This window comes from Geobacillus sp. DSP4a, assembly GCF_013096875.1.
Lineage (GTDB): Bacteria > Bacillota > Bacilli > Bacillales > Anoxybacillaceae > Geobacillus > Geobacillus thermophilus.
Map to the genome: position 1 here is coordinate 31,143 of NZ_SDLD01000016.1, position 18,100 is coordinate 49,242.

17 protein-coding genes and 2 pseudogenes are annotated in these 18,100 nt (G+C 56.6%); 16 read left to right on the forward strand and 3 right to left on the reverse strand.

Features of this window, described 5'->3' with window-relative positions; all coding sequences use genetic code 11:
• Positions 1 to 47: 47 nt before the first annotated feature.
• The 3 genes and pseudogenes from ETC02_RS07505 to ETC02_RS07515 form a co-directional block, all read right to left on the reverse strand.
• Positions 48 to 149: pseudogene (locus tag ETC02_RS07505) on the reverse strand (glycosyltransferase); the annotation flags it as partial.
• Positions 150 to 165: 16 nt separating this feature from the next.
• Positions 166 to 780 (reverse strand): annotated as a pseudogene (locus tag ETC02_RS07510) (DUF6044 family protein); the annotation flags it as partial.
• 250 nt (positions 781 to 1,030) lie between these two features.
• Positions 1,031 to 1,573: a MerR family transcriptional regulator gene (locus ETC02_RS07515; protein WP_033012045.1), complete on the reverse strand. Its 543-nt coding sequence runs from the start codon at positions 1,571 to 1,573 to the stop codon at positions 1,031 to 1,033.
• Positions 1,574 to 1,793: 220 nt separating this feature from the next.
• Between ETC02_RS07515 and ETC02_RS07520 the strand changes: the two genes are divergently transcribed.
• The 16 genes from ETC02_RS07520 to hisB all read left to right on the forward strand — a co-directional run bounded on the left by ETC02_RS07520 (position 1,794) and on the right by hisB (position 17,887).
• Positions 1,794 to 2,966: a PDZ domain-containing protein gene (locus ETC02_RS07520; protein ID WP_050367797.1), complete on the forward strand. Its 1,173-nt coding sequence runs from the start codon at positions 1,794 to 1,796 to the stop codon at positions 2,964 to 2,966.
• A 14-nt stretch (positions 2,967 to 2,980) separates the two neighbouring features.
• The gene (locus ETC02_RS07525; protein WP_033012047.1) at positions 2,981 to 3,202 is read left to right on the forward strand and encodes a CsbA family protein; all 222 of its coding nucleotides are present in this window, start codon (positions 2,981 to 2,983) and stop codon (positions 3,200 to 3,202) included.
• Between the two features lie 175 nt (positions 3,203 to 3,377).
• Complete coding sequence (gene uvrB / locus ETC02_RS07530) at positions 3,378 to 5,354, forward strand: excinuclease ABC subunit UvrB (RefSeq protein ID WP_171698165.1); 1,977 nt, start codon at positions 3,378 to 3,380, stop codon at positions 5,352 to 5,354.
• A gap of 16 nt (positions 5,355 to 5,370) precedes the next feature.
• A complete protein-coding gene (gene uvrA / locus ETC02_RS07535) occupies positions 5,371 to 8,229 on the forward strand; it encodes an excinuclease ABC subunit UvrA (RefSeq protein WP_171698167.1) in 2,859 nt (952 codons plus the stop codon).
• Positions 8,230 to 8,357: 128 nt separating this feature from the next.
• Positions 8,358 to 8,684 carry a magnetosome magnetite crystal formation protein family gene (locus ETC02_RS07540; RefSeq protein WP_050367795.1) on the forward strand — a complete coding sequence of 109 codons (327 nt, stop codon included), beginning with the start codon at positions 8,358 to 8,360 and terminating at the stop codon, positions 8,682 to 8,684.
• A gap of 102 nt (positions 8,685 to 8,786) precedes the next feature.
• Positions 8,787 to 9,149 carry a phage holin family protein gene (locus tag ETC02_RS07545; RefSeq protein WP_033015030.1) on the forward strand — a complete coding sequence of 121 codons (363 nt, stop codon included), beginning with the start codon at positions 8,787 to 8,789 and terminating at the stop codon, positions 9,147 to 9,149.
• A 247-nt stretch (positions 9,150 to 9,396) separates the two neighbouring features.
• The gene (gene hprK / locus ETC02_RS07550) at positions 9,397 to 10,332 is read left to right on the forward strand and encodes an HPr(Ser) kinase/phosphatase (RefSeq protein WP_011232552.1); all 936 of its coding nucleotides are present in this window, start codon (positions 9,397 to 9,399) and stop codon (positions 10,330 to 10,332) included.
• A 59-nt stretch (positions 10,333 to 10,391) separates the two neighbouring features.
• Complete coding sequence (gene lgt / locus ETC02_RS07555) at positions 10,392 to 11,204, forward strand: prolipoprotein diacylglyceryl transferase (protein ID WP_011232551.1); 813 nt, start codon at positions 10,392 to 10,394, stop codon at positions 11,202 to 11,204.
• A 99-nt stretch (positions 11,205 to 11,303) separates the two neighbouring features.
• Complete coding sequence (locus tag ETC02_RS07560) at positions 11,304 to 12,242, forward strand: nucleoside recognition domain-containing protein (RefSeq protein ID WP_063211861.1); 939 nt, start codon at positions 11,304 to 11,306, stop codon at positions 12,240 to 12,242.
• Positions 12,239 to 12,883 (forward strand): pyrophosphatase PpaX, encoded by a 645-nt coding sequence (gene ppaX, locus ETC02_RS07565; protein WP_063211859.1) that lies wholly within the window; start codon positions 12,239 to 12,241, stop codon positions 12,881 to 12,883. Before ETC02_RS07560 ends, ppaX begins: the two co-directional genes overlap by 4 nt.
• Before the next feature lie 20 nt (positions 12,884 to 12,903).
• Positions 12,904 to 13,401, forward strand: a complete 498-nt coding sequence (locus ETC02_RS07570) for an acyltransferase (protein ID WP_063211650.1) — start codon at positions 12,904 to 12,906, stop codon at positions 13,399 to 13,401.
• Positions 13,402 to 13,684: 283 nt separating this feature from the next.
• Positions 13,685 to 14,869 carry an ATP phosphoribosyltransferase regulatory subunit gene (locus ETC02_RS07575; protein WP_063211648.1) on the forward strand — a complete coding sequence of 395 codons (1,185 nt, stop codon included), beginning with the start codon at positions 13,685 to 13,687 and terminating at the stop codon, positions 14,867 to 14,869.
• Positions 14,859 to 15,020 carry a hypothetical protein gene (locus tag ETC02_RS07580; RefSeq protein WP_156484087.1) on the forward strand — a complete coding sequence of 54 codons (162 nt, stop codon included), beginning with the start codon at positions 14,859 to 14,861 and terminating at the stop codon, positions 15,018 to 15,020. The genes ETC02_RS07575 and ETC02_RS07580 overlap by 11 nt, the downstream gene beginning before the upstream one ends.
• Before the next feature lie 27 nt (positions 15,021 to 15,047).
• Complete coding sequence (gene hisG, locus ETC02_RS07585; RefSeq protein ID WP_015375795.1) at positions 15,048 to 15,671, forward strand: ATP phosphoribosyltransferase; 624 nt, start codon at positions 15,048 to 15,050, stop codon at positions 15,669 to 15,671.
• 350 nt (positions 15,672 to 16,021) lie between these two features.
• A complete protein-coding gene (gene hisD / locus ETC02_RS07590) occupies positions 16,022 to 17,296 on the forward strand; it encodes a histidinol dehydrogenase (protein ID WP_063211646.1) in 1,275 nt (424 codons plus the stop codon).
• Between the two features lie 3 nt (positions 17,297 to 17,299).
• Complete coding sequence (gene hisB, locus ETC02_RS07595; protein WP_011232544.1) at positions 17,300 to 17,887, forward strand: imidazoleglycerol-phosphate dehydratase HisB; 588 nt, start codon at positions 17,300 to 17,302, stop codon at positions 17,885 to 17,887.
• Positions 17,888 to 18,100 lie beyond the last annotated feature (213 nt).

Sequence of the window (18,100 nt, forward strand, 5' to 3'; positions counted from 1 at the left end):
GCTTCCTACAAATGGGCTGGTGTTTTCTCCTTTTCTGATGGAAGCGGCAGCTGCTCAAGCAAAGCGGTCAGCCGCCGGGCCGTTTCTGGCAGCACTTCTTCTTCGTTGTAGCAGGGGACGACGATGGCTAACAATGGTTTGTCCACCATGTTTCTTGCCTCCCTTTCACTCCACTTCGTACACATAAATTTTCCAGACTGACTGTCGATCGGTGAACGCCCGCAAGAAGCGGAGATGGATGTCGCGGGCGTTTTCGATCGGAACGGAGGAAAAAATGTACTTGCCGCCAAGCTGTTTGAACGCCTTTGTGTCGATCTCGAAATGACGGATGACCTTATGCGAGCGTTTCGTGAACATGTAATGTTTCCCGAGCTCTGCCGAAAACAAATAGACGCGGTTGCCCCAATGGTCGAAATAGTCTTTCAGCACGGGGCTTTTGTCCAATTCTTTGGCAATGATGCGGCGGAACTTCCGCTTATACGATAATGGGTAAAAATTGTTGTACGTATCGAGCGTATAAAACCCGTTGTATTGGGCGATGGCCGGGTGAAGTCCAACGCTGGCGACGCGGTAGGACGATACCGGCTTGCCGATATATTGCTTGATTTTGGTAAATAAATGTTCGGAATAAAACTGCTCGAACGATGGGGTGCCAGCGAGGCGATAGCGGATTTCTTCATTAAACCCGCCAAGCAAAAGCAGCTGCAGCGCCAAGGCGATCGGCACGAGGCGCCGCCATGCGGTCCGTTCCTTGGCTAAGATTTGCAAGGCCAAGGCAAAAAGGAGGCGGCGATGGCCCTGCGTTCAATCTGTTTCACTTGTTGCTCCCCCTTTTTGGACAGGCGTAGCATTGGCAACACGGGACATTATAAAGAACGATGATTAAAAAAGAATAAAAAAAGAGTAAAGAAGCAGTGAAGAGAAGGAAAAGGACGGATCATAAGGAAGGGCAGAAAAAACGCCCTGCCTAAGGCAGAGCGCACGATAAACTCGTTGCCTGTTTGGTGGGGCTGATTGTGCTTTTGCACGGTTAGACAAACAAGTTCATCACCCGCCCGAGGCCGCGCCGTTTCCGCTTCGGTTCTTCGGACGGATTGTGCGGGGCGGGCGGCTGGTGATTCAGCTGTTGCTCGAGGCGGGCGACGAGCTGTTCCAAGGCGGTCAGGCGGGCGGTGATTTCTTCCATCTCCCGTCGGTGGTGCAGCAATTGAACGGAAACGACGTCATCCGCTTTTTGTTCCAGTTGCTGCTCGAGTTGATCAAGGCGCAGGGAGACGCGGCTGATTTCCGGTCCGACATATTCTTGAAACAGGGCATGAATAGGAACGTTCGGCGGCGATGTTGAAGGACGGCTAGGGGCCGGCGGTGTTTTCGGTTCTGCTTTCGGCTGCGTTTCCAGCGCGGCGCCTTGTTCAAATTTGACCCGCTCAAGCAGGGCGATCGTTTTTTCGTCAAACAAGTAGTGGCCGGCTTCATTTTTTTGCAGCGGAATGTTGTATTTCCGCACCCAGCGCTGGATCGTTTTTGGCGACACTCCGAGACGGGCGGCAACGTCGGGTGTTTTTAACTCCATCGTTCCACTCCTCCTTTTTTGTCTTCTTCTATATCCCTTTTTTCATTGGCGTAAGAAATCCTGCCCGGGCGACAAAACTAGTGTCCATTCGGCAAAGAAAGTGGAAAACAGCGCAAATTCGCCATTCAGGCAAAAAAGATGGCGACAGGCATGGGATTTGTCCCAGTCATTTGGTAGAATAGAAGATAAAGAATGGGGAACGAAGCGAGGGGGAAGGCGGATGGCAACTTGGGGATTGGAATGGTTGGAAGGCGTCGCCAATGTGTGGCGGCAGCCGCTCTTGTATTACGGCCTGCTGTTGGCCTGGGGTGCCGGTTGGCGGCGGGTGAAGCGGGAGCGCCGCGATTTTCATGTGCGCGTCTATCGGCTGGGGCAAGAATGGCGTGGGCTTTGGACGTGGGGATGGGTTGCGGGCGCTGTGCTGTCTGTCATTGCGTCCGGCATCGGGCTCGCGTTGCCGCCGGATGCGGTGTGGGCGGTGACGGGGTTGACGATCCTGCTTGGCCTGACGATGGAGGCGCGCCTCCTTTCACCGGCTTATACAGTGGGCGGAGCGCTCGTCTTGCTCGGCTTGGCGGGGCCAAGCGGACTTGCCGCTCATCTGTTGTCAGACGGCGCGGCGGATGGAGGGGCGCTTGCCGCCCTGCTTGTGTTGTTGCTGTTGGCGGAAGGATGGCTGATTCTCCGCTCGCGAAATGGGGCGGCCTCGCCGCAGCTTGCGAGAAGCAAACGCGGAATGATTGTCGGCATGCAGTGGACGCAACGGTTTTGGTTTGTGCCGGTCGTGCTGCCGATATCCGACGGCGCGTTGCCGTCGGTTTCGTGGTGGCCGCTCATTCCAGCTGGGGACGGCTATTCGTTTTGGCTTGTGCCGTTTCTTCTCGGCTTTTCGCAGCGCCGGCAGCACGTGCTGCCAGCGGAAGCAGCTCGTGAAGAAGGGCGGCGCGTGCTTCGCCTCGCTTGGCTTGTCGCCGTGCTGGCCGTCTTCGGATTATGGCATCCGTTGCTAGGGGCTGCCGCAGGAGCTGCAGCCATCATTGGGCGGGAGTGGATTGCCTTTTCCGGTCACCGCGCCGACCGCGCCCGCCCGCCCCGGTTTGCCCGCCATCCGCAAGGCGTGGTGATCGTCGGGGTGCTCCCGAATTCCAAAGCGGAACAAATGGGGTTAAGCATTGGTGAAGTGATTGTAAAAGCGAACGGCGTTCCAGTGCAGACTGAGGCCGAGTTTTACGAGGCGCTCCAGCGCAACCGCGCGTTTTGCAAGCTGGAAGTCATCAGCCATAACGGCGAGATCCGCTTCGTTCAAGGAGCGGTGTATGAAGACGGCCACCACGAACTTGGTCTGCTGTTCGTTCATCAACGAGGCGCTTCGGCGTCCGAAGCTGTGTCGTAAAGGAGACTAGACGTATGTGGTTTCTCGCGGCCCTTATCATCCCGTGCCTTTTGTTGCTGCTGTTTGCGCGGGTGACGTACAACCGTTACATTGCGTTGTTGTTGACCGTTGCCTTGCTTGTCGCCTCGTATGCCAAAGGGTATACGGACGAGCTGCACGAAATCGTCGCCGACATCGCCTCGACGATTGCCGGTTTTCTGTTGGCGGGGCGAATGTTGGACAACTTAAAGAAATGACAGAGAAGCGGACCCATCTGCAGCGGTCCGCTTTTTCATCTATGCAGCTGGAAGCGGCCTGACGGAATGGAAATCGCTGTGCAGGTTGGAACGAATACCAGTTCGCATTTTTTGTGCATCTGCGCAGAGGATATGATACAATGGGGAAAGATGGATTGAAGAAGGAGGCGAAACGGTGGAGGGCCGTTTTCAATTAGTGTCGCCGTACGAACCGCAAGGCGATCAGCCGCAGGCGATCGCCAAGCTTGTGGACGGCTTGCAGCGGGGTGTGAAACATCAAACGCTCCTTGGGGCGACGGGGACGGGCAAAACGTTTACGATCTCGAACGTGATCGCCCAAGTCAACAAGCCGACGCTTGTCATCGCCCACAACAAAACGCTCGCCGGTCAATTGTACAGCGAGCTGAAAGAGTTTTTCCCACACAACGCCGTCGAATATTTTGTCAGCTATTACGATTATTATCAGCCGGAAGCGTACGTGCCGCAGACGGATACGTACATTGAAAAAGATGCGAAAATCAACGATGAAATCGACAAATTGCGGCACTCGGCAACGTCGGCGTTGTTTGAGCGCCGGGATGTCATCATCGTGGCCAGCGTCTCATGCATTTACGGCTTAGGGTCGCCGGAAGAATACCGCGAGCTTGTCGTTTCATTGCGCGTGGGGATGGAAATCGAGCGCAACGCGTTGCTGCGGCGGCTCGTTGACATCCAATACGACCGCAATGATATCGACTTTCGGCGCGGCACGTTCCGCGTCCGCGGCGATGTGGTCGAAATTTTCCCCGCGTCGCGCGATGAACATTGCATTCGCGTCGAATTTTTTGGCGATGAAATCGAGCGCATCCGCGAGGTGGACGCCTTGACGGGCGAAGTGCTCGGCGAGCGCGAGCATGTCGCCATTTTCCCGGCGTCGCACTTCGTGACGCGCGAGGAGAAAATGCAGCTCGCCATTCAAAACATCGAACAAGAGCTTGAGGAGCGGCTCGCCGAACTGCGCGCCCAAGGAAAGCTGTTGGAGGCGCAGCGGCTGGAGCAACGGACGCGCTATGATTTGGAAATGATGCGCGAGATGGGCTTTTGTTCCGGCATCGAAAACTACTCGCGCCATTTGGCGCTGCGGCCGCCGGGATCGACGCCGTATACATTGCTTGACTATTTTCCGGACGATTTTTTGATTATCGTCGATGAGTCACACGTCACTTTGCCGCAGCTGCGCGGCATGTACAACGGCGACCGGGCGCGCAAGCAAGTGCTCGTCGACCACGGCTTCCGTCTGCCGTCGGCGCTCGACAACCGTCCGCTTACCTTTGAAGAGTTCGAGCAAAAAATCCATCAAATTATTTACGTCTCGGCGACGCCAGGGCCGTACGAGCTCGAGCACAGCCCGGGCGTTGTCGAACAAATCATTCGCCCGACCGGGCTTCTTGACCCAACGATCGACGTCCGTCCGACAAAAGGACAAATCGACGATTTGATCGGCGAAATTCATGAGCGCGCCGAGCGGAATGAACGGACGCTCGTGACGACGCTGACGAAAAAAATGGCGGAGGATTTGACCGATTATTTAAAAGAAGCGGGGATCAAGGTGGCGTATTTGCATTCGGAAATTAAGACGCTCGAGCGCATTGAAATCATCCGCGATTTGCGGCTCGGCAAATACGATGTACTGGTCGGCATCAACTTGCTGCGGGAAGGATTGGACATTCCGGAAGTGTCGCTTGTCGCCATTTTGGATGCCGACAAAGAAGGGTTTTTGCGTTCGGAGCGCTCGCTCATCCAGACGATCGGCCGGGCGGCGCGCAACGCGAACGGCCATGTGATCATGTACGCCGATACAGTGACGAAATCGATGGAAATCGCTATTCAAGAGACGAAGCGGCGCCGGGCGATTCAAGAAGAGTACAACCGAAAGCACGGCATCGTGCCGCGCACGGTGAAAAAGGAGATTCGCGACGTCATCCGCGCGACGTATGCGGCGGAAGAGACGGAGATGTACGAGGCGAAGCCGGCGGCAGCGATGACGAAACAAGAGCGGGAAGAGCTGATTCGAACGCTCGAGGCGGAGATGAAAGAGGCGGCCAAAGCGCTCGACTTCGAGCGGGCCGCCCAGCTGCGCGATATCATTTTCGAATTGAAAGCGGAAGGATGATGGCCGGGTGAACGGAATGGAGAAAATCATTGTCAAAGGGGCGCGCGCCCACAACTTGAAAAACATTGACGTTGAAATCCCGCGCGGCAAGCTCGTCGTCTTGACCGGGCTGTCCGGGTCGGGGAAGTCGTCGCTGGCGTTTGATACGATTTACGCGGAAGGTCAGCGGCGCTACGTCGAATCGCTGTCGGCGTACGCCCGCCAGTTTTTAGGGCAGATGGAAAAACCGGACGTCGATGCGATTGAAGGCTTGTCGCCGGCCATTTCGATCGATCAAAAAACGACGAGCCGCAACCCGCGCTCAACCGTCGGCACGGTGACAGAAATTTACGATTACTTGCGGCTTCTATTCGCCCGCATCGGCCGCCCCATTTGCCCGACGCACGGCATTGAAATCCAATCGCAGACGATCGAGCAAATGGTCGACCGGCTGCTTGCTTACCCGGAGCGGACGAAAATGCAAATTTTGGCGCCGATCGTCTCGGGAAAAAAAGGGACGCACGCCAAGACATTGGAGGATATTCGCAAACAAGGGTATGTGCGTGTTCGCATTGACGGTGAGATGCGCGAGTTGACGGAGGACATTGAGCTTGAAAAAAATAAAAAACATTCGATTGATGTCGTCGTCGACCGGATTGTCATCAAGGACGGCATCGCATCAAGGCTTGCCGATTCGTTGGAGACGGCGCTGAAGCTCGCCGACGGCAAAGTGGTCGTTGACGTGATCGGCGAGGGGGAGCTCTTGTTCAGCGAAAAACATGCTTGTCCGTACTGCGGCTTTTCGATCGGGGAGCTTGAACCGCGCCTCTTTTCGTTCAACAGTCCGTTCGGCGCCTGCCCGGACTGCGACGGGCTCGGGGTGAAGCTCGAAGTGGATCTCGATTTGGTCATCCCGAACGATGAGCTGACGTTAAAAGAACACGCCATCGCTCCGTGGGAGCCGCAAAGCTCGCAATATTACCCGCAGCTGCTCGAAGCCGTGTGCCGCCATTACGGCATCCCGATGGACGTGCCGGTGAAGGAGTTGCCGAAAGAGCAGCTCGATAAAATTTTGTACGGCAGCGGCGGAGAGCCGATTTATTTCCGCTATACGAATGATTTCGGACAAGTGCGCGAACAATACATCGCATTTGAAGGCGTCATTCCGAACGTCGAACGCCGCTATCGCGAGACGAGCTCGGACTACATCCGCGAGCAGATGGAAAAGTATATGGCGGAACAACCATGTCCGACATGCCAAGGCTACCGGCTGAAAAAAGAAAGCCTGGCCGTCCTTGTCGGCGGCAAGCATATCGGCGAGGTCACCGCCATGTCGGTGACCGAGGCGCTCGCCTTTTTTGACGGGCTCGAGCTGACCGAAAAAGAAGCGCAAATCGCCCGCCTTATTTTGCGTGAAATTCGCGACCGGCTCGGCTTTTTGCAAAACGTCGGCCTCGACTATTTGACGCTCAGCCGCTCGGCAGGAACGCTCTCCGGCGGCGAGGCGCAGCGCATCCGCTTGGCGACGCAGATCGGCTCGCGGCTGACGGGGGTGCTGTACGTGCTCGACGAGCCGTCGATCGGGCTTCATCAGCGCGACAACGATCGCTTGATCGCGACGTTGAAAAGCATGCGCGACCTCGGCAATACGCTCATTGTGGTGGAGCACGACGAGGATACGATGCTAGCCGCGGACTATTTGATTGACATTGGTCCGGGGGCGGGCATCCACGGCGGCGAGGTCGTCGCCGCCGGCACGCCGGAAGAGGTGATGGACAATCCGAACTCGCTCACCGGCCAGTATTTATCGGGGAAAAAATTCATCCCGATTCCGGCCGAGCGTCGCCGTCCGGACGGACGTTGGCTTGAGGTGGTCGGCGCGCGCGAGCATAACTTGAAAAACGTATCGGTGAACATCCCGCTCGGCACGTTTGTCGCTGTCACCGGGGTGTCGGGCTCGGGCAAAAGCACGCTCGTGAACGAAGTGTTGTATAAGGCGCTGGCGCAAAAGCTGCACCGGGCGAAAGCCAAGCCGGGCGAGCATCGCGACATCCGCGGGCTGGAGCATCTCGACAAAGTGATTGACATCGACCAGTCGCCGATCGGCCGCACGCCACGGTCGAACCCGGCGACGTACACCGGGGTGTTTGACGACATCCGCGACGTGTTTGCCTCAACGAACGAAGCGAAAGTGCGCGGCTACAAAAAAGGGCGGTTCAGCTTCAATGTCAAAGGCGGGCGCTGCGAGGCGTGCCATGGCGATGGGATCATCAAAATTGAGATGCACTTTTTGCCGGACGTGTACGTCCCGTGCGAAGTGTGCCACGGCAAACGGTACAACCGCGAGACGCTCGAGGTGACGTATAAAGGAAAAAACATCGCCGAGGTGCTCGACATGACGGTCGAAGATGCGCTTGACTTTTTCGCTTCGATCCCGAAAATCAAACGCAAGCTCGAGACGCTCTATGACGTCGGGCTCGGGTATATGAAGCTCGGCCAGCCGGCGACAACGCTCTCCGGCGGCGAGGCGCAGCGCGTCAAGCTCGCCGCTGAGCTTCACCGCCGCTCCAACGGACGGACGCTCTACATTTTGGACGAGCCGACGACCGGGCTTCATGTCGATGACATCGCCCGGCTGCTTGACGTGCTCCATCGGCTCGTCGACAACGGTGATACCGTGCTTGTCATCGAGCATAATTTGGACGTCATCAAAACCGCGGACTATATTATTGATTTAGGCCCAGAGGGCGGCGACCGCGGCGGGCAAATCGTGGCCGTCGGCACGCCGGAAGAGGTGGCCGAGGTGGAGGAGTCGCACACCGGCCGCTACTTAAAACCGATTCTCGAACGCGACCGGGCGCGCATGCAGGCGCAATATGAAGCGGCGAAGGCGTAAAGGCCTTTGCGGCTTTGTCCGCCGCTTGGGATACCGGCGGCCGCCTCCTTTTTTTGCCGTCGGCAGGAAACTTTTCCTAGCGGCCGTCGTATATACAGGTAAAGGAAACTTGGAAAGGGGATTGCCGATTGTCGACGAACAAAGTGTTATCCGCGCTTTGTTATTTCAGCGTCTTTTTTGCGCCGTTCATTTTGCCGATTGTCGTCTATTTTGTTGTCGAAGATCTTGAAGTCAAACGCCATGCGAAGCGGTCGCTCGTGTCGCATTTGATTCCGGCCGTTACGATCCTCTTGTTCATTGCGTTGGCCGCGTCGCCGGTGCTGTTCGGCCATTGGGGCGAGGAATCGCTTCTTTTTGGCGGCGGGCTCGTCTGGCTTGGGTTCTTCGTTGCTGGGGCGGTGAATCTTGTTGTCATTGTTTGGAATGTCATAAAAGGGATTCAAGTGTTAAAATAAGAGAAAGCGCCCGTTTGCCGGCGAATGCCGTGGCCCCGTTTCTTTGGGACTGTAACAAGGTGTGGCCGGCGGGCGCGAGACTCGAATAAAGATGGTGATGGGATGCTCAATTGGCTGATCGGTGTGTTGATCAATACGGTGTTGCTCATGGCGATTGACGGCTATTTTGACGATATTCACTTCAGCGGCATCGGCGCGGCGTTTTTGGCGAGCGTGATTTTGGCGGTGCTCAACGCCGTCGTGCGCCCGGTGCTCATCTTGTTGACGCTGCCGGTGACCGTGTTGACGCTTGGTTTGTTTTTGTTTGTCATTAACGCCATCACGCTCATGATGACTGCAGGGCTGATGGGCGATGCGTTTCAAATCGGCGGCTTTGGCACGGCGCTGCTTGCGTCGATCGTCTTGTCGTTTTTCCATTTGCTTGTGCAAAAAGCGGTGATCGAGCCGCTCCACAACCGGTCGTAACGGGGCGTGATCCATTGGAAGGCCGGTGGCGCCATGGTTTTCCGTGATCGTGTGAAAAGATGGCAAATGCGGCAAGGGGTTGCAATGGGAGAAACGATGCGGTGAAGATCGTTTCGGTTTGATGTGTTTGGCTTGATCGGGACGGGGGGAGCCGTCCCTGTTTTGTTTTCCCCGATGTTTTCCATTCAATGGCGGAACGAAACGTGTTACAATGGAAAAAGATGAAGAAAGGGGAGAAAGGCGACGTATGCCAAAAGTGCGGACGAAAGACATCATTGAACAGTTCCAGCTCGAGCTCGTCAGCGGCGCGGAGGGCATTTACCGCCCGATTACGACAAGCGATTTGTCGCGGCCGGGGATTGAAATGGCCGGCTATTTCGCCTATTACCCGGCGGAGCGTCTGCAGCTGCTCGGACGGACGGAGCTGTCGTTTTATGAAACGTTGACGCCGGAAGAAAAAAAGTCGCGGATGGAACGGCTTTGCACCGACATTACGCCAGGGATCATCGTCTCGCGTGGATTGGAAGTGCCGCCGGAGCTGATCGAAGCGTCTGAGCGCCAGTCGGTGCCGGTCATGCGCTCGACGATGAAAACGACCCGCCTGTCAAGCCGATTGACAAACTATTTGGAAAGCAAGCTCGCCCCCACCACCGCGGTGCACGGGGTGCTTGTCGATGTGTACGGCGTCGGGGTGTTGATCACGGGCAAAAGCGGCGTCGGCAAAAGCGAAACGGCGCTGGAGCTCGTCAAACGCGGCCATCGGTTGGTCGCCGACGACTGTGTGGAAATCCGCCAAGAAGATGAAGATACGCTCGTCGGCAGCGCGCCGGAGCTGATCGAGCATCTGCTTGAAATTCGCGGCCTCGGCATTATTAATATGATGACGCTGTTCGGCGCAGGGGCGGTGCGGACGCATAAGCGCATTTCGCTCGTCGTCGACTTGGAGCTTTGGGATCCGGAGAAGCAGTACGATCGGCTCGGGTTGGAAGAAGAGAAAGTGAAAATTTTGGATACCGAATTGCCGAAATTAACGATTCCGGTCCGCCCAGGGCGCAACTTGGCGGTCATCGTCGAAGTGGCGGCGATGAACTTCCGGCTGAAGCGGCTCGGGGTCAACGCGGCTGAGGAGTTTTCGGCGCGATTGAGCGACGCCATCGAAGACGGCGCGCACGATTACGACTGATGTTTCTTGCGTCAAAGGAATGGATCTCGTTTGGGCATGAAGCATAGGAGGTGGAAACGATGGAATCGACGATTCAGCCGCTCGACCGCGTGTTTTTGCACCTTGGCCCTATTACGATTTATTGGTATGGGGTCATTATCGGCACCGGTGTGTTGATTGGGCTATGGCTCGCGACGCGCGAAGCAGTGCGGCGCGGCTTGCCGAAAGAGACGTTTGTCGATTTGGTGTTATTTGCCGTGCCGATCGCCATTGTCTGCGCGCGGGCGTACTACGTGCTGTTTGAATGGCACTATTATTCAAAGCATTTGTCCGAGATTCCAAAAGTTTGGCAAGGCGGCCTCGCCATTCACGGCGGTTTGATTGGCGCGGTGGCGACGGGCGCGGTGTTCGCCCGCGCGCGCGGGCTGTCGTTTTGGAAGCTCGCCGATATTGCCGCACCAAGCATCATTTTAGGCCAGGCGATCGGGCGCTGGGGCAATTTTATGAACCAAGAGGCGCACGGCGGCCCTGTGTCGCGCCAGTTTCTTGAAAATTTGCATTTGCCGGATTGGATCATCAATCAAATGTACATTGACGGCCGTTATTGGCATCCGACTTTTTTATATGAGTCCCTTTGGAACCTCGTCGGCTTTTTCTTGCTTCTTTGGCTGCGGCGCGTCAATTTGCGGCGCGGCGAGCTGTTTTTGTCCTATTTGATTTGGTATTCCGTCGGCCGCTTTTGGATTGAAGGGATGCGCACCGACAGCTTGATGCTGGCCGGCAGTCTGCGCGCGGCCCAAGTCGTATCCGTGACGCTGATCGTGTTGTCGATCGCACTGTGGATCGTGCGCCGGGCGAAAGGATGGGCAAAAGCAAGGTATCAAGACGAATAGCCGTCCTTATCCGTTGACGGATGACTAGGGAAAAAGAGAGGCGGCGTGTGGTGAAAAGGTCACACGGCGGCATGAAGACAAGCGAAGGAGAGAGGAGATATGGTAGGAACATTGCAGCGCGGCGTCATCGCCGGACTGAAGACGTCATGGGCGCTCGGCAAAATCATTTTTCCAGTGACGCTCATTTTAGCGCTGTTGCAGCCGACCCCTTTATTTTCATGGTTGATCGACCTTGTCACTCCCCTGATGAAGTGGTTCGGCTTATCCGGCGACGCGGCCGTGCCGCTGGTGCTCGGCAATTTGCTCGGGCTGTACGCCGCGATCGGGGCGATGCTGACGATCGAGTTTACAGTGAAAGAAGTGCTCATTCTCGCTGTCATGCTTTCCTTTTCTCACAACTTGATCGTCGAGTCTTCCGTCGCTTCGCGGACGGGTATGAGCGTTTGGCTCATGCTCGCCGTGCGCATTGGCTTGGCCGTTGTCTCCGGTTTGTTGATCGCCCATCTATGGGATGGGGGGCAGGAACTCGCTCAATATGGGTTTGTCTCGCCTGAAGCCGCCCCGCCGTCCGGCTGGGGAGAGATCATCTTGGCGGCGCTGAAAAAAGCGGCGACCGGCATCGTCCAGCTGGTTGCGATTGTCATTCCATTGATGACGATCATTCAAGTGTTGAAAGAACGCCACTGGATTGAGACGTTTTCGCGCTGGATGGCGCCAGCGACCAAGATGCTCGGCATGAGCGCGAACACATCGCTCACCCTTGCCGCCGGTTTTGTGTTCGGCCTCGCTTATGGGGCGGGGGTGATGATTCAGGCGGCGAAAGAAGACGGCGTCTCGAAGCGCGATTTGACGTTGGCGTTTATTTTTCTCGTTTCTTGCCATGCGGTTGTCGAAGACACGCTCATTTTCGTTCCGCTCGGCATCCCGGTCTGGCCGTTGTTGGTCATTCGCCTCGTTACGGCTGTGCTGTTGACGATGGCGGTGGCGTTCCTTTGGCGCCGTTTTGAACACCCGATGAGAAAGGAAGCCGCATCATGACGATTCGCACGATTTTATTTGACCTTGACGGAACGTTGATTGATACGAATGAGCTGATCATCCAGTCGTTTTTGCATACGCTGGAGAAGTATTATCCGGGCCGCTACGGGCGTGAGGACGTCTTGCCGTTCATCGGCCCGTCGCTCTATGAAACGTTCGGCTCGCTCGATCCGGAACGGGTCGAGGAGATGGTGAAGACGTACCGCACGTTCAACCACGCCCATCATGACGAACTGATTCGCGAGTTTGACACCGTGTATGAAACGATCGAAACGCTCCACCGCCATGGCTTCCGCCTTGGCGTTGTGACGACGAAAATGCACGACACCGCCCTGATGGGGTTAAGAAAAACGCGGCTGGCGCCGTTTTTCTCGTGCGTCATCGGCCTCGATGACGTCACGCGGCCAAAGCCGGACCCCGAGCCGATTTACAAGGCGCTTGAGGTGCTGCAGTCAACACCGGACGAAGCGCTCATGGTCGGCGACAACTACCACGACATGTTGGCCGGCCAAAACGCCGGCGTCAAAACAGCCGGCGTCGCGTGGGCGATTAAAGGCCGCCAATATTTGGAACAATATGAACCGGACTATATGCTGGAAAAAATGAGCGACTTGTTGGCCATTGTTGGCATCAACGAATGAAAGGGGGATCCGTTCTCCCGGTGAGACGAACGACAAAATACCCTGTCCAAGGGGCGAACTCGCTCTGGCAATTGTATCGCACCGTATCGTTTTGGAAAGTGCTGAAAAACGTCATCATCATTCAAATCGGGCGCTACACGCCGTTTTTGCCGCTGAAACGCTGGCTGTACCGCACGTTTCTCGGCATGAACATCGGCGAGCAAACCGCGCTCGCCTTTATGGTCATGCCAGATATTCTCTTCCCTGAAAAAATCCGCATCGGCCGCAACTGCGTCATCGGCTACAACACGACGATTCTCGCCCACGAATATTTGGTTGACGAATACCGCCTCGGCGATGTCGTGATCGGCGATGAGGTGATGATCGGCGCGAACTCGACCATTTTGCCTGGTGTGGTGATCGGCGACCGCGCCGTGGTCGCCGCCGGCACGGTCGTTCATCAAGACGTCCCGCCCGGAGCGATGGTCGCCGGCTGCCCGATGCGCATCGTTCGCCGGAATGAACCGCCTTCCGATTGAACGGGGGCGGTTTTCCATTTTGGAATAGGAAAAAAGGAAAGAAACAAAAAAGGAGAATTGCGGATTTTGACAAGATGGACTACCGCTATTTTTATTAGAAAGCAGATCACCGCCTATGCCGTGTGGAACGAAGCGCTTCTTGTTTTTGAAGCGATCTTGTCCGTTTTGTTATTGGCAAAGCGTTTTCCCCTTGACGCTGTGGCCGCAAAGGAGTAAACTACTAATAACTTCACTTCTCTACCATATTAGCAAACTAAAGCATTTTGATAAAGGGCGTGGGGACATGGCAAAAAAGCTGTTCATGTTTGAAAAACCGTTAGGCATGCGCGATACGCTGCCGTTTTTATATGAGTTGAAAAAGCAAGTGCGCTCGGTGATGGCGGAAGAAATTGAGCGCTGGGGGTACGAGTTTATCGAAACGCCGACGCTTGAGTATTATGAAACGGTCGGGGCGGCGTCGGCGATTGCCGATCATCGGCTGTTTAAGCTCCTCGATCAGCAAGGGCATACGCTCGTATTGCGGCCCGATATGACGGCGCCGATCGCCCGGGTGGCGGCGTCGCGGTTGTATGACGACGGCAATCCGCTCCGGTTGGCGTACAATGCCAACGTGTTCCGCGCCCAGCAGCGCGAGGGCGGCCGGCCGGCGGAGTTTGAGCAGATCGGCGTCGAGCTGATCGGCGACGGCACGGTGGCCGCCGACGCCGAAGTCATCAGCTTAATGGTCGCGTTGTTGAAGCGCGTGGGGTTGGGCCGCTTTTCGGTGGCCATCGGCCATATCGGGTATGTGAACGCACTGTTTTTGGAGATTTTAGGGAATGAGGAGCGGGCGAGTGTATTGCGCCGTTTTTTATATGAGAAAAATTACGTCGGCTACCGTGAACATGTGAAGTCGTGGCCGCTTTCGTCGATCGATCAAAAACGGCTGTTGGATCTTCTTTCCTTGCGCGGCGGAACGGACGTGATCGAACAGGCGAAAACGCTCGTCACAAGCGAGGAGGGGCGGCGGGCGTCCGACGAGCTGGCGGCGCTCATGGCAGCGCTTCGGACGTATGGGGTGGCCGAGGCGGTGAAGCTCGATATGGCGCTTGTCAGCCATATGAGCTATTACACTGGCATTTTGTTTGACGTGTACGCCGAGCAGGTTGGATTCCCGATCGGCAACGGCGGGCGGTATGATGATTTATTGGCGAAGTTCTCGCGCCCGGCGCCGGCGACGGGGTTTGGGTTGCGCGTCGATCGGTTGATTGAGGCGATTGGGGAAACGGATGTGCGCGATGACATCGAGTGCATCGTCTTTAGCCAAGAGCGGCTGGCGGAAGCGGTGGAGCTCGCCGAGGCGAAACGGGCGGAAGGCAAGCGCGTCGTCTTGCAGCACATTGCCGGCATTCGTGATATTGACGCCTACAGCCAGCGCTACCGGTCGATCGTGTATTTGCTTGGCCGCAGCGGGCGCGATGGGCAGTGAACATAACAGAGAAGGCGCCGCCGGTTGGTCATCGACGCTGTTGAAAACGGCAGCGATTGGCGGGACAGAGCGGATGCGAAGAACGGACGGGAAAGGCTGCCCATGGCGGTGGAGAGCATGCGGTGTACTCGAGGCCCAGCGCCGCATTTGACATGATGAGGAGCAAGGAGGAAGAATGATGCTGACGATTGCCATGCCAAAAGGGCGCATTTTTGAAGAGGCGGTCGAGTTGCTGCGGCGGGCGGATTATGCGCTGCCGCCGGAATTTACCGAGTCGCGCAAGCTCGTCATTGATGTGCCAGAGGAAAACATGCGCTTTATTTTGGCGAAACCGATGGATGTCGTCACCTATGTCGAGCATGGGGTCGCGGATTTGGGCATTGCCGGCAAGGACGTGCTGATGGAAGAAGAACGGGATGTGTACGAACTGCTCGATTTGCACATCAGCCGCTGCCATTTGGCGGTCGCCGGGCTGCCCGGCGCCAAGATGAACGAAATCGCACCAAGGGTGGCGACGAAATACCCGAACATCGCGTCAACGTATTTTCGCGAGCAAGGCGAGCAAGTCGAAATCATCCGCCTGAACGGATCCATTGAACTCGCCCCGCTGATCGGCCTTGCCGACCGGATCGTGGACATCGTTTCCACGGGGCGGACGCTCAGAGAAAACGGGCTTGTCGAACTTGAACGGATCGCCGAGGTGACGTCGCGCCTGATTGTCAACCCGGCGAGCTACCGGCTAAACGGCGGGGACATTGAACGGTTGGTCGACCGATTGGCGGCGGTCATTCCCCAGCCGTAGGAAAAAAGGTGTGACAGAGCGGAAATGGGCGGTTTCCGAAGAATGGGTTGGTGGAGATTCGGGAATGGCGGAGCGGCGTTGACAACGCCGTTGGAAAATAGCATATAGATGCAACGAAGAACTTTAACATATCCTTGACGGAAAAGCGGTTTGTCCATTTTCGACTGACGGAGGATCGAACAACCGCCTGCTTCACAGACCCATATATGGGTCTTTAAGCGGCGTTGTTCGGTCGCCCGACAGTCGATCAAATACTCGGTAAAAGCTGCAAATGGTAAAGCTTCAAATTGCATCGATACAGATTGCCAATGGACGAAAACCGATGGACGTCACAGAAAGGGGAGCGAACGATGAAAATCGAACGGATCCGAGGCGGCGTCTCGCTGCGGCGCACGATTGAAAGCGGAACGGAGGAGCAGCGGCGCGCGGTGCTGGATATCATCGCCGCGGTGCGGGTGCGTGGCGATGCGGCGCTGAAAGAATATACGGAACGGTTTGACGGCGTCAAGCTGGATTCGCTCAAGGTGACGGAAGAGGAAATGAAGCGCGCGCATGCGGCGATGGATGCGGAGATGCTGGAGATCATTCGCCAAGCGGCGGCCAACATTCGCGACTACCACAAACGGCAAAAGCGCGAATCATGGTGGATGACGAAAGAAGACGGCACAATTCTCGGACAAAAGGTGACGCCGCTCGATGCGGTCGGGTTGTACGTGCCAGGCGGGACGGCCGCTTATCCGTCGTCTGTGCTGATGAACGTTATTCCCGCACAAGTGGCGGGGGTGAAACGGATTGTCATCACCTCGCCGCCAAACAAAGACGGCACGCTCCCGGCTGGGGTGCTGGCCGCCGCCTATGAACTCGGCGTGACGGAAATTTACAAAGTCGGCGGCGCGCAGGCGATCGCCGCGCTTGCTTATGGGACGGAAACGATCCGGCCGGTTGACAAAATTTTCGGGCCGGGCAATATTTATGTGGCATTGGCGAAGCGGGAAGTGTTCGGGCATGTGGCGATCGACATGATCGCGGGGCCGAGCGAAATTGTCGTGCTGGCGGATGAAACGGCCCGACCGGATGAGATTGCGGCGGATTTGTTGTCGCAAGCCGAGCATGACGTGCGGGCGTCGGCCATTTTGGTGACGCCGTCGATGAAATTGGCGCTGGCGGTGGCGAGCGAAGTCGAACGGCAGCTGGAAACGCTGCCGCGCCGCGACATTGCCCAAGCGGCGCTCGAGAACTACGGCGCCATTTACGTCACCGAGACGCTTGAGGAAGCGGTGGATGTCGTGAACGAACTGGCGCCGGAGCATTTGGAAGTGATGACGGCAGAACCGCTCTCGCTTTTCGGCCGGCTCCGCCATGCGGGAGCGATGTTTTTCGGCCGCTTCAGCTCCGAGCCGGTCGGCGACTATTTCGCCGGGCCGAACCACGTGCTGCCAACCAACGGCACGGCCAGATTCTCAAGCGGCTTGAGCGTTGACGAGTTTGTGAAAAAATCAAGCGTGATTGTTTACAGTGAAACCGCATTGAAACAACATGGCGACAAAATCGCCGCCTTTGCCCGCCTCGAGGGGCTGGAGGCGCACGCGCGCGCCATTGAGGTGCGGCTCGAGAAAGGGGAATGAATGATGGCAAGGGAAGCGATGATCGCAAGAACGACGAACGAGACGAGCATTCAGTTATCGCTTTCGTTGGATGGCGAAGGGAAGGCGGAACTGGAAACGGGCGTGCCGTTTTTAACCCATATGCTCGATTTGTTCGCCAAGCACGGCCAGTTCGATTTGCACATTGAGGCCAAAGGCGACACGCATATTGACGACCACCATACGACGGAAGACATCGGCATTTGCCTCGGGCAGGCGATCAAGGAAGCGCTTGGCGACAAAAAAGGAATCAAGCGGTACGGCAACGCGTTTGTGCCGATGGATGACGCCTTGGCGCAAGTTGTGATCGACTTGAGCAATCGCCCGCATTTTGAGTTTCGCGGCGAGTTTCCGGCAGCGAAAGTCGGCGCGTTTGATGTCGAACTCGTGCATGAGTTTTTATGGAAACTGGCGCTTGAAGCGCGGATGAACTTGCATGTCATCGTCCATTACGGGCGCAATACGCACCATATGGTCGAAGCGGTGTTTAAGGCGCTCGGGCGGGCGCTCGATGAAGCAACGATGATCGACCCGCGCGTCAAAGGCGTTCCGTCGACAAAAGGGATGCTGTAGCCGATGGAGTGGGGCGCCCCCCGTGGGGAAAGAGTTCCGCAGGCGCAGGAAAGGCGGTCGGATCGAGGCAGCGCTTCCTGCGGGAAAAGCTCCATGGATGCAGGAAAGGCGACCGGATGCCAAGGAGAGGTTTGCACATGGAAGGAGCGCCGTAAAAAAGCATGCCGCCATACCGTTGTTCATTGAACAAGGGGATGGGCATGGATCAGGGAA

Excerpts from the sequence above, each read along its gene's own strand:
- ETC02_RS07545 (WP_033015030.1), top strand. The coding sequence starts at position 8,787 with ATGCTCAATTGGCTGATCGGTGTGTTGATCAATACGGTGTTGCTCATG.
- ETC02_RS07515 (WP_033012045.1), bottom strand. The coding sequence starts at position 1,573 with ATGGAGTTAAAAACACCCGACGTTGCCGCCCGTCTCGGAGTGTCGCCA.
- hisG (WP_015375795.1), top strand. The coding sequence starts at position 15,048 with ATGCTGACGATTGCCATGCCAAAAGGGCGCATTTTTGAAGAGGCGGTC.
- ETC02_RS07560 (WP_063211861.1), top strand. The coding sequence starts at position 11,304 with ATGGTAGGAACATTGCAGCGCGGCGTCATCGCCGGACTGAAGACGTCA.
- ETC02_RS07580 (WP_156484087.1), top strand. The coding sequence starts at position 14,859 with ATGGGCAGTGAACATAACAGAGAAGGCGCCGCCGGTTGGTCATCGACG.
- ppaX (WP_063211859.1), top strand. The coding sequence starts at position 12,239 with ATGACGATTCGCACGATTTTATTTGACCTTGACGGAACGTTGATTGAT.
- lgt (WP_011232551.1), top strand. The coding sequence starts at position 10,392 with ATGGAATCGACGATTCAGCCGCTCGACCGCGTGTTTTTGCACCTTGGC.
- uvrA (WP_171698167.1), top strand. The coding sequence starts at position 5,371 with ATGGAGAAAATCATTGTCAAAGGGGCGCGCGCCCACAACTTGAAAAAC.
- hisB (WP_011232544.1), top strand. The coding sequence starts at position 17,300 with ATGGCAAGGGAAGCGATGATCGCAAGAACGACGAACGAGACGAGCATT.
- ETC02_RS07520 (WP_050367797.1), top strand. The coding sequence starts at position 1,794 with ATGGCAACTTGGGGATTGGAATGGTTGGAAGGCGTCGCCAATGTGTGG.
- hprK (WP_011232552.1), top strand. The coding sequence starts at position 9,397 with ATGCCAAAAGTGCGGACGAAAGACATCATTGAACAGTTCCAGCTCGAG.
- ETC02_RS07525 (WP_033012047.1), top strand. The coding sequence starts at position 2,981 with ATGTGGTTTCTCGCGGCCCTTATCATCCCGTGCCTTTTGTTGCTGCTG.
- ETC02_RS07575 (WP_063211648.1), top strand. The coding sequence starts at position 13,685 with ATGGCAAAAAAGCTGTTCATGTTTGAAAAACCGTTAGGCATGCGCGAT.
- hisD (WP_063211646.1), top strand. The coding sequence starts at position 16,022 with ATGAAAATCGAACGGATCCGAGGCGGCGTCTCGCTGCGGCGCACGATT.